Source organism: Gemmobacter nanjingensis (assembly GCF_014652195.1).
Lineage (GTDB): Bacteria > Pseudomonadota > Alphaproteobacteria > Rhodobacterales > Rhodobacteraceae > Gemmobacter > Gemmobacter caeni.
On the sequence record NZ_BMYI01000008.1, the window covers coordinates 44,511 to 58,698 of the forward strand.

Annotated in this window: 14 protein-coding genes; 6 read left to right on the plus strand and 8 right to left on the minus strand. The window is 65.1% G+C overall.

What is annotated here, in order from left to right; genetic code table 11:
- Positions 1-163: 163 nt before the first annotated feature.
- The 3 genes from msrA to IE126_RS13730 form a co-directional block, all read right to left on the minus strand.
- Positions 164-823, minus strand: coding sequence for a peptide-methionine (S)-S-oxide reductase MsrA (gene msrA / locus IE126_RS13720; RefSeq protein WP_170120570.1), 660 nt, complete (start codon positions 821-823; stop codon positions 164-166).
- Between the two features lie 76 nt (positions 824-899).
- Positions 900-2,141, minus strand: coding sequence for an MFS transporter (locus tag IE126_RS13725; protein ID WP_108130480.1), 1,242 nt, complete (start codon positions 2,139-2,141; stop codon positions 900-902).
- Positions 2,142-2,230: 89 nt separating this feature from the next.
- The gene (locus tag IE126_RS13730) at positions 2,231-4,432 is read right to left on the minus strand and encodes a primosomal protein N' (protein ID WP_229825511.1); all 2,202 of its coding nucleotides are present in this window, start codon (positions 4,430-4,432) and stop codon (positions 2,231-2,233) included.
- A gap of 80 nt (positions 4,433-4,512) precedes the next feature.
- Here IE126_RS13730 and fsa point away from each other — a divergent pair, with 80 nt between their 5' ends.
- The 3 genes from fsa (at position 4,513) to IE126_RS13745 (ending at position 6,949) form a co-directional block, all read left to right on the plus strand.
- Entirely contained in the window at positions 4,513-5,166 is a 654-nt protein-coding gene (gene fsa / locus IE126_RS13735) for a fructose-6-phosphate aldolase (RefSeq protein ID WP_054303875.1), read from the plus strand.
- 152 nt (positions 5,167-5,318) lie between these two features.
- Positions 5,319-6,011, plus strand: a complete 693-nt coding sequence (locus IE126_RS13740) for a DUF484 family protein (RefSeq protein WP_054303876.1) — start codon at positions 5,319-5,321, stop codon at positions 6,009-6,011.
- A complete protein-coding gene (locus IE126_RS13745) occupies positions 5,999-6,949 on the plus strand; it encodes a tyrosine recombinase XerC (protein ID WP_407646038.1) in 951 nt (316 codons plus the stop codon). Before IE126_RS13740 ends, IE126_RS13745 begins: the two co-directional genes overlap by 13 nt.
- A 1-nt stretch (position 6,950) precedes the next feature.
- On the opposite strand, the gene IE126_RS13750 is transcribed toward IE126_RS13745, so the two are convergent.
- The gene (locus IE126_RS13750; protein WP_054303878.1) at positions 6,951-7,211 is read right to left on the minus strand and encodes an NfeD family protein; all 261 of its coding nucleotides are present in this window, start codon (positions 7,209-7,211) and stop codon (positions 6,951-6,953) included.
- Between the two features lie 2 nt (positions 7,212-7,213).
- A complete protein-coding gene (locus IE126_RS13755) occupies positions 7,214-8,095 on the minus strand; it encodes an SPFH domain-containing protein (RefSeq protein ID WP_054303879.1) in 882 nt (293 codons plus the stop codon).
- 144 nt (positions 8,096-8,239) lie between these two features.
- Here IE126_RS13755 and IE126_RS13760 point away from each other — a divergent pair, with 144 nt between their 5' ends.
- Entirely contained in the window at positions 8,240-9,652 is a 1,413-nt protein-coding gene (locus IE126_RS13760; RefSeq protein ID WP_407646035.1) for a D-amino acid dehydrogenase, read from the plus strand.
- A gap of 90 nt (positions 9,653-9,742) precedes the next feature.
- The gene (locus IE126_RS13765) at positions 9,743-10,996 is read left to right on the plus strand and encodes a DNA polymerase IV (protein WP_054303881.1); all 1,254 of its coding nucleotides are present in this window, start codon (positions 9,743-9,745) and stop codon (positions 10,994-10,996) included.
- Positions 10,997-11,013: 17 nt separating this feature from the next.
- Here IE126_RS13765 and IE126_RS13770 read toward each other — a convergent pair whose 3' ends face one another.
- Entirely contained in the window at positions 11,014-11,838 is an 825-nt protein-coding gene (locus IE126_RS13770; protein WP_189381346.1) for an LOG family protein, read from the minus strand.
- A gap of 118 nt (positions 11,839-11,956) precedes the next feature.
- Between IE126_RS13770 and dapD the strand changes: the two genes are divergently transcribed.
- Entirely contained in the window at positions 11,957-12,781 is an 825-nt protein-coding gene (dapD, locus tag IE126_RS13775; RefSeq protein WP_189381347.1) for a 2,3,4,5-tetrahydropyridine-2,6-dicarboxylate N-succinyltransferase, read from the plus strand.
- A gap of 60 nt (positions 12,782-12,841) precedes the next feature.
- On the opposite strand, the gene mtgA is transcribed toward dapD, so the two are convergent.
- Both mtgA and IE126_RS13785 read right to left on the minus strand, forming a co-directional pair.
- Positions 12,842-13,585, minus strand: a complete 744-nt coding sequence (mtgA, locus tag IE126_RS13780) for a monofunctional biosynthetic peptidoglycan transglycosylase (RefSeq protein WP_189381348.1) — start codon at positions 13,583-13,585, stop codon at positions 12,842-12,844.
- Positions 13,586-13,652: 67 nt separating this feature from the next.
- Positions 13,653-14,162 (minus strand): DUF1269 domain-containing protein, encoded by a 510-nt coding sequence (locus IE126_RS13785; protein WP_054303885.1) that lies wholly within the window; start codon positions 14,160-14,162, stop codon positions 13,653-13,655.
- Between the last annotated feature and the right edge of the window lie 26 nt (positions 14,163-14,188).

A 14,188-nucleotide genomic window follows, 5' to 3' on the forward strand; every position in this document is an offset into this window, starting at 1 on the left:
GGCAAGAAGCAGGACCATATTGCTCTTTGTCCAAATACTCATTGCCGCTTTCCGGCCTGAACCCCGATCCGGCAGGGGCGCGGCTGCCACAGGCGGCAGGCCGGGCGGCGGCGCGGGCGCGGTCTCGACACAAGCAAACCCTCGGGGCACCGCCAAACTGCGGTCAGGCCCGGATGCCAAGGCCAATGGGGCAACTCACGCCCGTGCCGCCGAGTCCGCAATAGCCATCCGGGTTCTTCGCCAGATATTGCTGGTGGTAATCCTCGGCGAAGTAGAAGGTTGGCGCGGGCAGGATTTCGGTGGTGATCCGGCCGCGGCCGGCCGCGGTCAGCGCCTGTTGATAGGCTGCCATCGACGCCCGTGCTGCCTCGGCCTGCGCTTCGGTATAAGGATAGATCCCCGAGCGGTAGGTGGACCCGATGTCATTGCCCTGCCGCATCCCCTGCGTCGGGTCGTGGTTTTCCCAGAAAACCTTCAGCAGATCATCGTACGACACCTTGGCCGGATCGAAGATCACCCGCACCACCTCGTTATGGCCGGTCAGCTGGGTGCAGGTTTCCTTGTAGGTCGGATTTGGTGTGTAGCCGCCCGCATAGCCCACCATGGTCAGCCAGACGCCCGGCACCTGCCAGAACTTGCGCTCCACGCCCCAGAAGCACCCCATGCCGAACATCGCTTCGGCAAAGCCTTCGGGCACATCGGCATTCAGCGGCAGACCGCTGAGGAAATGCGTCTCAGCAGTCGGGATCGGCTCTGCCCGGCCCGGCAGGGCATCGGCAGGGCTTACCATCTTCATCTTGTCGGCCTTGAACATGTTCAGCATCGGCGCCTCCTGTCTGAAGGTCAGAATATAGGTAAGCAAAGGCCTGACGCCAGCACCGTCGCGCGAGAGTGATGGCTCAGGCCGCCGCCTGCGCCCAGTCCGCGCCGCCCCCAAGCCGCGTTTCATTCCCCGGCGAGGGATGGCGCGGCACCAGCAGCGAGAGGATGAACGAGGTCGCGGCCATGCCAGCGGCCAGACCGAACACCGCGCCCGGCGAGGTCACCCACAGATAGCCCAGAAGCGCCGGCAGGAAGACCGCCGCGATGTGGTTGATGGTAAAGGCCACAGCCGCCGTCGGCGCCATATCCGCCGGATCGCCGATCTTCTGGAAATAGGTCTTCTGCGCGAAGGACATGGCGAAGAACAGGTGATCCACGACGTAAAGCACAGCGGCCAGCCAAAGCCCCCAGTCGAACCAGTAGAGCCCGCCGTACAGGATGAACACGCAGAACAGGCCTGCATATTCCACCAGCATGGATTTCTGTTCGCCGAAGCGGGCGATGAAGCGCCCGATCAGTGGCGCCAGCGCCATATTGGCGATGAAGTTGATCAGCATGAGCGCGGTGATTTTCTCGACCCCGAAGCCGAATTTCTCGACCATCATGAAGGCCGCGAACACCACGAAAATCTGCCGCCGCGCGCCCGCCATGAATTGCAGCGCGTAATAAAGCCAGTAGCGGCGGCGCAGCACGATTGATTTGCGCTGCGGATGCGGCGCCTCAAAACGCGGATAGGCGATCAGGCAGAACACTGCAATCAGCGCGCACAGCCCGCCCGAGGCGAGGTAGACGCTGTTATAGGACAGGCCCAAGGCTTTCCACGTCAGCATGATGGCCGCATAGGCGACCAGCGAGGCGGCAGAGCCGGTCGCCACGATCCAGCCCAGCACCTTGGGTGCGCGGGCCTTGTCGATCCATTGCAGTTGCAGCGACTGGTTGACCGTCTCGAAATAGTGGAAGCCCACCGACGACAGGAAGGTGATCATCATGATACCACCGAGGGTGGGGAACCATGCAGTGACGGCGGTCGATACGCCGAGCAGCATCAGCATCCAGCCCGCGACCGACTGTTCCCGGAACAGCAGCAGAATGGCCAGCACGGCCACGGCCAGCAGGCCGGGGATTTCGCGCACCGTATGCAGCCAGCCGATCTCGACGCCGGTAAAGCCTGCGCGTTCGATGACAAAGTTGTTCAGCAACGCCGACCATGTGGAAAAGGCCAGCGGCATGGCGACGGCCATCAGGAACAGCAGAGAAACAGGTTGCCGCCACAGCGGCAGGTGGCCGGCTTCGGCGAGGGGCAGGATGCGCATTTTCATGGCATCCTTTCTACGCCTGTGCCGGGCACCGCGCGAGTGCGGAATTGTGGCCCGCACAATTCTGCGCCGCAGCCCGGAAAGCCTGCGGATCAGTAAAAGCTTTGCGGGTCTATATCGACCGCGATGCGTAGGTTGTTCGGCGGCTTAAGCTGCGCCAGCCATTCCGCAACGGCAGCCTGAATCGGCGCATGTTTGTCGGCCTTGATCAGCAGCCGCACCCGGTGGCGGCCGCGCACTCTGGCGATGGGCGCGGGTGCCGGGCCGAACAGCTGCGCCCCGATCCGGCGCAGCGGGCCGTCACGGCGGGCAAGTTCCGCCCCGAAATCAAAGACCTGCGCCACTTCCGGCCCTGAAAGGATGATCCCGGCCATCCGTCCCCAGGGCGGAACACCCGAGGCGCGGCGCTCGGCGCTTTCTGCCCGCCAGAACGCCTCTTCATCGCCGCCCAGGATTGACCGGATCACCGGATGTTCAGGCTGATGGGTCTGAAGGAGCGCCAGCCCCTGCCGGTCGCCTGACCGCCCTGCCCGCCCGGCGACCTGCCGCATCAGCTGGAACGTCCGCTCCGCCGCGCGCAGGTCCGATCCCTGCAAGCCCAGATCCGCGTCAATGACCCCGACCAGCGTCAGCAGCGGGAAGTTGTGGCCCTTGGCCACGATCTGCGTGCCGATGACGATTTCGGCCTCGCCCCGTGCGATTTCCTCGATCCGCTGTTTCAGCGCGCGCGCCGAACCGAACAGGTCTGACGACAGGATCGCAAGCTTCGCCTCGGGGAAGCGTTCGGCGACCTCCTCGGCCAGCCGTTCCACCCCCGGCCCCACCGGCACCATCCGACCCTCTACCCCGCAGGAGGGGCAGGCTTCGGGCACAGGCTTGGTCGCGCCGCATTGATGGCAGACAAGCCGTTTGAGGAAGCGATGCTCCACCATCCGCGCGTCGCAATGATCGCAACCCACCTGATGCCCGCAGGCGCGGCAGATGGTAACCGGCGCATAGCCACGCCGGTTGAGGAACAGAAGCGACTGCTCCCCCGCCGCGCGCCGCGCCTCCACCGCCCGCGCCAGCGGGTCGGAAATCCAGCGGTTCGAGGCCAGCCGCTCGCCCCGCATGTCGATCGCCCGCATCTCGGGCAGTTCGGCCGTGCCGTATCGCGCGCCAAGATCAAGCCGCGTATACTTGCCCTGTTCGGCATTCACCCAGCTTTCAAGGCTGGGCGTGGCCGAGGCCAGAACCACCTGCGCCCCGCAGATCGAGGCCCGCAGCACCGCCATGTCGCGCGCATTGTAAAGCACGCCATCCTCTTGCTTATACGAGGTGTCGTGCTCCTCATCGACCACGATCAGACCAAGCTGCTGGAACGGCAGGAACAGGGCGGAACGTGCGCCGACCACCATCTGCGCCCGACCTTCGGATACCATCTTCCACACCCGGCGGCGTTCGGTCTGGGTCACGCCGGAGTGCCATTCGGCGGGTCGCGCGCCAAACCGCGCCTCGACCCGCGTCAGAAATTCCGCCGTCAGCGCGATTTCCGGCAGAAGAACCAGCGCCTGCCGCCCCTGCCGCAGACATTCGGCCACAGCCTCAAGATAGACCTCGGTCTTGCCCGATCCGGTGACGCCCTTCAGCAGCGTCGTGCCATAGCCGCCCTGCGCCAGCGCCGCGACCAGCGCATCGGCGGCGGCGACCTGATCCCCTTGAAGCGTCACACCATCGGCGGGGTTCAGGTCGGGAAAGGGCAGATCGCGCGGCGCCTCGTCCTCGGACACCGCACCCGCCTTCACCAGCCCCTTGACGACCGACGAGGAACAGGCCGCTGCCTCGCACAATTCGCCCAGAGTCACCGACGCGCCGCCGAAATCGCGCAAGGCCTCGATCACCCGCAGCCGCGCGTCGGTCAGCTTGTTGGGCGCGGGGCCGGACAGACGATAGACCCGGCGCAGGCCCGGCGGCTCGCCCAGCCCCGGTGCGCGGGTGGCAAGGCGCAGCATCGCAGGCAACGGGGTCAGCGTGTAATCGGCGGCACGGCTCAGGAAGTTGCGCAGCTCCGCCCGCATCGGCCGCGCATCCAGCACGCGGGAAACGGCGCGCAGCTTCGCCGCGTCGAAATCGCCGGTCCCCGGTCCCCAGACCACACCCAGCATCCGGCGCGGGCCCAGCGGCACCTCGACGAAATCGCCGGTGCCACAGCCGCCTTCGGGGGCGCGATAGTCCAGAACGCCGGTCAGGGCCCGGCCCAAAGGCTCGGTCAGCGCCACGCCGACCCGTTCCCCTGCCGCAAAGACCCGATCCACCTGTCGCCTCTCTTTCCCCGTCCGTCCCTTTGGGCTAATACGGCGGCGAGAGCGCCCGCAACCCCGAGAGGACATCCCGGATGAAATTCTTCGTAGATTCCGCCGACGTGGCCGCCATTGCCGAGCTGAACGACCTTGGCATGGTCGATGGCGTGACCACCAACCCCTCGATCATCCTGAAGTCCGGCCGCGACATCATGGAAGTGACGAAGGAAATCTGCTCCATCGTTTCCGGCCCGGTTTCGGCCGAAGTCGTGTCGCTGACCGCTGACGAGATGATCGCCGAAGGCCGCAAGCTGGCCGAGATCGCGCCCAATATCACCGTCAAGGTGCCGCTGACCTGGGACGGGCTGAAAGCCTGCAAGGTGCTGTCGGGCGAAGGCAAGATGGTGAACGTGACCCTGTGTTTCAGCGTCAATCAGGCGCTGATCGCCGCCAAGGCGGGTGCCACCTTCATCAGTCCCTTCATCGGCCGCCTAGACGATATCAACCTCGACGGGCTGGAGCTGATTTCGGACATCCGTGACGTCTACGACAATTACGGGTTCGAGACCCAGATCCTCGCCGCCTCGATCCGCACCGCCAATCATGTCGCACAATGCGCTCTGATCGGCGCCGATGTGATGACCGCGCCGCCCGCGGTCATCAAGGGGCTGGCCAGCCATGTGCTGACCGACAAGGGGCTGGACCAGTTCGTGAAAGACTGGGCCAAGACCGGACAGAAGATCCTCTGATCCGCACCGTCTGAGCCGAAAAGGATGCCGCCGTCCCGGCCCGGACGGCGGCATCTTTGTTTCCCGGCTTTCCCTTTCGCCACATTTTCGCGCGACAAGGCCCCCGCGCATTTGCTAAAGTCGCGCAAAACCAACAAACGGGCAGTTAAAGCATGATCGAGCCGGACCTCCGCGACCGGATTCTGGAAAAGCCGGAAGTCATTCTGGAAGACCGCGATCTGATGCGCGCCCTGATCGCGGCGACGGATCGGGCGATGGGGTCGAATGTGGTCGATCTGCGTGGCATCGCCATGGAACGGCTGGAAAACCGGCTGGAGCGGCTGGAAGATACCCACCGCACCGTTATCGCCGCCGCCTATGAAAACCTTGCCGGCACCAATCAGGTGCATCGCGCCATCCTGCAAATGCTCGACCCGCTGTCTTTCGAGGATTTCCTCAAAAGCCTCGCGGGTGAGGTGGCGCAGACCCTTCGCGTCGACTGTATCCGCCTCGTGCTGGAATCGGTGCAGGAGGCCGACGATCCGGCTCTGCGCCGTCTGGGCGACGTGCTGTTCGTGGCTGAACCCGGCTTCGTGGCGGAATATGTCTCGGGTGGTCGCAATGTCAGCCTGCGCCCGGTGACCCTGCGCCAGACCATTCCCAGTTCCAACATGATCTATGGCGAAACCGCGGGCTGGATCCGGTCCGAAGCGCTGATGAAGCTCGACTTCGGCAAGGGGCGCCTGCCCGGCCTTCTGGTCATGGGCTGCGAAGACCCGCACCATTTCAAACCCACCCACGGCACTGACCTGCTGGCCTTCTTCGCCGGGGTGTTCGAGCGGACGATGCGCCGCTGGCTGTCGTGACGACACTGGCCATCTCTCCGGCCGCACGCGCGGCGCTGGAGGACTGGCTGACCCATCTGCGCGCGCTGGACGGGCGGGCAGACAAGACCGTGACGGCCTATGCGGCGGATGTGCGCGGCTGGTTGTCCTTTCTGGCCCATCATCGCGGCGGAACCGAAGGGCTGACGGCGCTGGTCACGGTGCCGGTGGGTGATCTGCGCGCCTGGATGGCGCATGAACGCGGGCGCGGGGTTTCGGCCCGGTCACTGGCGCGCAGCCTGTCAGCCGTGAAAGGATTCACCGCCTGGCTGGCCGACCGGCAGGGCGCGGATGCGACCGCCATCCTGCAAGCCCGCGCGCCGCGTTTCCAGAAGAAGCTTCCCCGCCCGCTGTCGGTCGACGGCGCCGCCGAGGTGCTGTACAGCGTGGGCGACGACGCACGCGAGCCCTGGGTTGCCGCACGCGATACGGCGGTGGTGACGCTGCTTTACGGCTGCGGCCTGCGGATTTCCGAGGCGCTGGGGCTGACAGGCGCCGACCATCCGCTGCCCGAGGTGCTGCGCATCACTGGTAAGGGCAACAAGCAGCGGCTGGTGCCGGTGCTGCCTGCTGCGCGCGCGGCCGTGGCGCGCTATGCGGACCTTTGCCCCTACGACCTGACCGCAGATCAGCCGCTGTTTCGCGGCACGCGCGGCGGCGCACTGAACCCGCGCCTGATTGCGGCGGCGATGGAACGCACGCGCAACCGCCTCGGCCTGCCCGCCAGCGCCACACCGCATGCGTTGCGTCACAGCTTTGCCACGCATCTGCTCGCCTCGGGCGGCGATCTGCGGGCTATTCAGGAATTGCTGGGCCATGCTTCGCTGTCCACGACACAGGCCTATACCGGCGTCGATGCCGCGCGGCTGATGGAGGTTTACGCAACCGCCCATCCCCATGCGCGCCGGGCCCGAAGCTGATCTAGTCGTTGATATCGCGGGTCCAGCGCTTCACCTCGCCGCGTTGCTGCGGGAAGACCTTACGCAGCACGGCCCAGGCCACCACTGAAACCAGCGCGAAAACTGCGATCTGGGCGGGCAGCCCCAGCGCCAGAAGCCCGGTCCAGAGGCCGAGGCCGACCGCCAGCGCGCCCAAAGCAAAGCCAAGGAACACATAGCCCGGCGCCAGCACCTCGACGATGCCCAGAACGAAGCCCCCGGCGACCCAGACCCACCAGGCCATGATCAGCCCCGCCCTTTCAGCATCTGGAACGCATTGCCGAACGCCTCCAGCGCCTGCGCGGGCAGCAGGATCGTCTGCTTGCCGCCGCCCTTGGCGACATCCGACAGCGCCTCAACCTGTTTCAGCGCCACCTGGTATTGCGCCGCCTCCAGCCCGTTTTCCCGGATCGCCTGCGCGATGACCCCTGTCGAATAAGCCTCGGCATCGGCGAGGATGCGGCGGGCCTTGGCCTGCTGCTCCGCTGCATAAAGCTCCGCCTCGGCGTTCAGCTCCACCGCGCGCTTCTTGCCCTCCGCCTCGGTCACCTGCGCGCGGCGGGCACGTTCGGCGTTGAGCTGCTGAAGCATGGCGGCGCGGGTCGCCTCGTCCAGATTAACGTCAAGGATTTCGGCGCGCGTCACCTCGATCCCCCAGTCATCCACCATCACCGCCACCTGCTCGCGCACCTTGGTGATAAGGTCGGCCCGGTTCGACTGCACCTGATCCAGTTCCAGCTTGCCGATTTCCGACCGCACGATCCCGGCGACCGTGGTGGCAATGGCGCCATCCACATCACGGATACGGTAGACGGTCTTTTCCGGCTCGGTGATGCGATAGAACACGCTGGTTTCCACCTTCACCAGCACGTTGTCAGCGGTGATCGCGTCCTGGCTCGCATTCGGCAACTGCCGTTCAAGGATCGAAACCTTGTGCGCGATGCTGTCAAGGAAAGGCACGACAAAGTTCAGCCCCGGCCCCAGCACTGCGCGCAACCTGCCAAAGCGCTCGACCACATGCTTCTGGCTTTGCGGCACGATCCGCACGCCAAGGAAGATGCAGAGGATGACAAAGGAGGCAAGCGCAAGGAAGATGGCGTTGCCGCCGATGAGGGTTTCGAAATCCATGACAGGTAACTCCGGTATTCAATCCCCGCCAAGATGGACTTCACAAACCGCCTGATCAATAGGCAAGTGATTCCGTCGCACAGGCCGGCAATAGCCGGACAGATCGGCGGCATTTGACAAAGACCCGATGAATTGTTCGGTCACTTGCCATTCGGGCGCAAAAATTTCCCGGCAGCATTCCTTTCGCGCCCGCAGAACGCCAGAAAATCCCATGGCAAAAAGGTATCATTTGTTCATGGCTTTCAACCAGCGGAGCGGCCCATGAAAATCGTCATCCTCGGCGCAGGTGTCATCGGTGTGACCTCGGCCTGGTATCTGAGCCGTCAGGGCCATCAGGTGACGGTGATCGATCGTCAGGCCGCCCCCGCGCTGGAAACCTCTTTCGCCAATGCGGGCGAGGTCAGCCCCGGCTATTCCGCCCCCTGGGCCGCGCCGGGTATCCCGCTGAAGGCGATGAAATGGATGTTCCAGAAGCATGCGCCGCTGGTCATCCAGCCGCGCCCCGATTTCGCCAAGCTGAGCTGGATGGCGAAAATGCTGATGAACTGCACCGCCGACGCCTATCATGTGAACAAGTCGCGCATGGTGCGGCTGGCGGAATATTCGCGCGATTGTCTGGGTGAGCTGCGCGCCGAAACCGGCATCAGCTATGATGAACGCACGCAGGGCACGCTGCAGCTGTTCCGCACGCAGAAGCAGGTGGAAGGCGCCGCGAAAGACATTGAGGTTCTGCGTGACGATGGCGTCGCCTTCGAGGTACTGGACCGTGCGGGCTGCGTCGCGGCCGAGCCGGGCCTGGCCGCCAGCGCTGACAAGATCGCGGGCGGGCTGCGCTTGCCAGGCGATGAAACCGGCGATTGCTTCAAGTTCACCAACCGTCTGGCCGATATGGCTGCGGCGGCAGGCGTCGAATTCCGCTGGGGCGTCTCGATCCGGCGCATCCATACCGAAATGGGCCGTGTGGCTTTCGTGGAGACCTCGGAAGGCCGGGTGCACGCCGATGCCTTCGTGCTGGCCATGGGGTCTTATTCGCCCATGCTGGCCGCACCGCTGGGCATTGCGCTGCCGGTCTATCCGCTGAAGGGCTATTCGATCACCGTGCCGGTGGTGGATGAAAGCCGCGCGCCGGTTTCGACCGTGATGGATGAAACCTACAAGATCGCCATCACCCGGCTGGGCGACCGCATCCGCGTCGGCGGCATGGCCGAAATCGCAGGCTTCGACCTGAGCCTGAACCCCAAACGGCAAGCCACGCTGACCCATTCGGTCGAAGACCTGTTCGGTGGCGCGGGCGACCAGTCGCAGGCCCAGTTCTGGACCGGCCTGCGCCCGATGACGCCGGATGGCACGCCGATCGTCGGTCGCTCGCCGATCTCGAACCTTTTCCTCAACACCGGCCACGGCACGCTGGGCTGGACGATGTCCTGCGGCTCGGGCCAACTGCTGGCCGACATCATCTCGGGCCGCGCGCCGGAGATTGAACACACCGATCTGGGCTATGCCCGGTATGAGCGCAAGCGCAGCGCGCGCCCGGCGTTCCGCCCGGTTCCCGCGTGACGCAAAAGTTTTCCTGAAAACTTTTGCAAATTCCCTGAACAGAGAATTTGCCCCCACTGTCAGCCTCGCGCGGGTATGGTAAAAGGTGCCATGCCCGCGCTTTGCCGTTCCTGCCTGACCGCCTTCGATACCGGCAGCCGCTGCCCGGCCTGTCGCAGTCCGCGCGTGCTGTCGCACCCCGAGCTCTGGGATCTTTCCATTGCCCACATGGATTGCGATGCCTTCTATGCCTCTGTCGAAAAGCGCGACAATCCTGATCTGGCCGACAAGCCTGTCATCGTGGGCGGCGGCACGCGGGGCGTCGTTTCCACCTGCTGCTATATCGCGCGGATTTCGGGCGTGCGTTCGGCCATGCCGATGTTTCAGGCGCTGAAGCTCTGTCCTTCTGCCGTCGTCATCAAGCCGCGCATGCAGGTCTATGCCGAAGTGTCGCGCAAGATCCGCGCCATGATGGAGGATCTGACCCCGGCCATCGAACCCCTGAGCCTGGACGAAGCGTTCCTCGATCTCACCGGCACCGCGCGTCTGCATGGCGCGCCTCCAGCGGTGATGCTGGCCCGCCTTGTGCGGCGGATGGAGACGGAACTGGGCATCTCCGGCTCCGTCGGCCTGTCGCACAACAAGTTTCTGGCCAAGATCGCCTCTGACCTCGACAAGCCGCGCGGATTTTCGGTGATCGGCCGGGCCGAGACCGAAGCCTTTCTGACCCCGAAACCTGTCCGCATCATCTGGGGCGTCGGCACCGCCACACAGACCGCGCTGGAGACGGCGGGCATCCGAACCATCGCCGACCTGCTGCGCTGGGATCAGGCAGATCTGGTCGCGCGCTTTGGCCATATGGGCGGGCGGCTCTGGCATCTGGCGCGCGGGCAGGACAGCCGCCGCGTCAGCCGGGATGAAAAGCTCAAGACCATCTCGAAAGAGACCACCTTCAATGAGGATACCGCCGATGCCGATCTGCTGGACGGGCATCTGTGGCGGCTGGCGGTGCAGGTGGCCGACCGGGCCAAGGCGAAGGGGTTGGCGGGCCGGACCGTGACGCTGAAGCTGAAACGTGCGGATTTCGTGCAGGTCAGCCGCCGCCACGCCCTGCCCGCGCCGACCCAGATGGCTGACCGCATCTACCGCGAGGCACGGGCGTTGTTCGATCAGGTGCCGAAGGGGGCCGCCTACCGGCTGATCGGCTGCGGCATCGCCGATCTGGTGCCGGGGCTGGAGGCAGACACCACTGCCGATCTCTTGGACCCGCAGGCCGCCACCCGCGCGAAGGCAGAGGCCGCAACCGATCAAATCCGCGCCCGCTTCGGCCGCGACGCGATTATCAAGGGCCGTGCCCTGCGCTAGGCATCAGGGGAAAGCGATCAGGGGCAGGGTTCCTTCCAGCCGTCGATGATGGCCACCGCCTCTTCCGCCGTATCGACATAACGGAACAGGTCCAGATCCTGGGGGCTGATGGTCCCTGCCTCGGCCAGTGCCTGCCAGTTGATGATCTTCTCCCAGAACTCGCGCCCGAACAGCAGGAAGGGCACGGGCTTCATCCGCCGTGTCTGGATCAGGGTCAGGCTTTCGAACATCTCATCCAGAGTCCCAAAGCCGCCGGGGAAGATGCAGATAGCCTTGGCCCGCATCAGGAAGTGCATCTTGCGGATGGCGAAGTAGTGGAAGTTGAATGACAGGTCGGGCGTCACATAGGCATTGGGTGCCTGTTCATGCGGCAGCACGATGTTCAGGCCGATGGACTGACCGCCCGCATCATCGGCGCCACGGTTGCCTGCCTCCATCACCCCCGGCCCGCCGCCGGTCACGATGACATTCTCGCGGCCATAGCTTTGCAGGCTGCGTTCAGTCATCATCCGGGCGAAGCGCCGCGCCTCGTCATAATATTTCGACAGCTCCGCCAGAACCGGGGTTTTCGCAGTCTCCTTCTGCGCGGGTTCCGGGATGCGGGCGCCGCCAAACAGCACGATGGTCGATTTGATGCCACGCTCATCCAGCACCATCTGCGCCTTCAGCAGCTCCAGTTGCAGGCGCACCGGCCGCAACTCCTCGCGCATCAGGAAATCGGTATCGGTGAAGGCCAGCCGATAGGCGGGGGCACGGGTCTGCGGCGTGTCGGGGATGCGATGGGTCGCCGCCACGTCCTGATGGCTGTCACGGAACGGGTGCTGGCGGGCGTCGTCGGTCATGCGGTCTTCCTTGGTTTTGGTCGCGGTACAGGCGGCACGGGTCGGGAACGGCGATTGCGCGGGCCGGGGCCTGCGTCTATAGGCTATGGCGCAATCGCCGGATAGGGAAGGGAGCGCCATGAGCACCGCCGCACTGGAAGCCGCCATCGAAACCGCATGGGAGGCGCGCGACGCCATCACCCCGGCGACCAAGGGCGAGGCCCGCGATGCCGTCGAGGCGACGCTGGAGGCTTTGGGCGCGGGCACTCTGCGCGTGGCGGAAAAGCGCGGCGCCGACTGGCATGTCAACCAGTGGGCCAAGAAGGCAGTGCTGCTGGGCTTCCGCCTGAAGGATATGGAACTGCAATCCGGCGGCCCGCAGGGCAGCAGCTGGTGGGACAAGGTGGACAGCAAGTTCCACGGCTGGGGCGAGGCGGAATTCAGGGCTGCGGGTTTCCGCGCCGTGCCGAACTGCATCGTCCGCAAATCCGCACATATCGCCAAAGGCGTGGTCCTGATGCCCAGCTTCGTAAACCTCGGCGCCTTCGTGGATGAGGGCACCATGGTCGATACATGGGCCACCGTCGGCTCCTGCGCGCAGATCGGCAAGAACGTCCACCTGTCAGGGGGCGTCGGCATTGGCGGCGTGCTGGAACCGATGCAGGCCGGCCCGACCATCATCGAGGACAATTGCTTCATCGGTGCCCGCTCCGAGGTGGTCGAGGGCTGCATCGTGCGTGAGGGTTCGGTCCTCGGCATGGGCGTGTTCATCGGCAAATCGACCAAGATCGTCGACCGGGAAACCGGCGAGGTGATGTATGGCGAGGTTCCGGCCGGTTCGGTCGTCGTCGCAGGCTCCATGCCGTCGAAGAACGGCATCAACCTTTACTGCGCAGTGATCGTGAAGAAGGTGGATGCACAGACCCGCTCCAAAACCTCGATCAACGAGCTGCTGCGCGACTGATCTCTGCCCGAGGCATTCCTGAAACGCGCGCGCCCTGGGCGCGCGTTTTGTATTCCGGCGTCAACCCTCGAAACAAGCGGCGCGCCCGTCGGCCCGGATGGTCTGCGCCCCGTCGAGGATTTGCGAGGCACGGCGCCGCAGGCTTGCCGTGGGCTTTGCCGGATTGCGCGCCTTGGGATCGGGCAGGATCGCCGCCAGACGCGCGGCCTGCACCGGGGTCAGATCCCTGGCAGACACCCCGAACCAGTGCTGTGCCGCGGCCTCGACCCCAAAGACACCTTCGCCAAATTCCGCAATGTTCAAATAGACATGCAGAATACGTCGCTTGGTCCAGATCAGTTCGACCGGCGGTGTCAGCAGCGCCTCGGCTGCCTTGCGCGCCCAGTTCCGGCCCTGCCACAGAAAGACATTCTTGACGACCTGCTGGCTGATGGTCGAAGCGCCCCGCCCGCTGCCTTCGGCCAGCGCGGCGCGGATCGCCTTCATGTCGAACCCCCAGTGCAGGCAGAAATTGGCATCCTCGGCCGCCACGACCGAGCGGGCCATGACCGGCGCAATATCATCCCAACCCACCCAGTCGCGCTCGATGCCGCCCAGCCGCCAGCTTTCCTGCATCTGATACAGATTCGGCGGCACCGGCACGACGGCGAAAACAAGGATCAGCGCGGCGAAAAGGCCGATCACCCCGGCAATACCGCGCAAAATCCAAAGCCGCAGGCGCCCCCACAGGGGTGGCCGCAACGGCGCGACGATTTCGGGCGCCGGTTCGGCGGCGGGTTTCTTCTTGCGGGTGGTCTTGGCCATGCCCCCCACAGATCACGAAGCCCGCCTGCCGGTCAAGGCAGACGGGGCCATCCCGCCGCGTCGCGGATCAAAGCGACGACGACGTTCCGTGACGGGCCAGCGCCTCGGCCAGCTTTGCTTCCTGATCTGTGCTGAGCGAGGTGCGCAGCACCCTGCCCTTGCCCGCAAAGCTGTCGAGCCCGGCCAGCACCTTGTCGGCGGTCATCTTGCGGATCAGGATACCCAGCGCGGCGCCGCCCGGCGGCAGGCTTTGCCCGGTCTGTTTCAGGAAATCGTCATTGATGCCGACATCGGTCATCCAGCCTGACAGCGCCCCTGCCCCTGCCCCAACCGCCGCACCCAGCAGCGGATTGAGGAACAGAAGGCCGATCAGGCCGCCCCAGACGCCACCACCAGCGGCGCCCATCGCGGTCATGTTGACCGCCTGATGCAGTTGCACCGTGCCGTCATCCTTGCGGGTGACAACCACGGCATCCTCCATTTCGATCAGATATTCCTGCTGCATCTTCACCAGTGCCGCGCGCGCCTCAAAGGCGGTGGCCTCGGTATCGAATGCAATGATGACAAGATCGGACATGGCAGACTCCGGTTACAGGATACGCG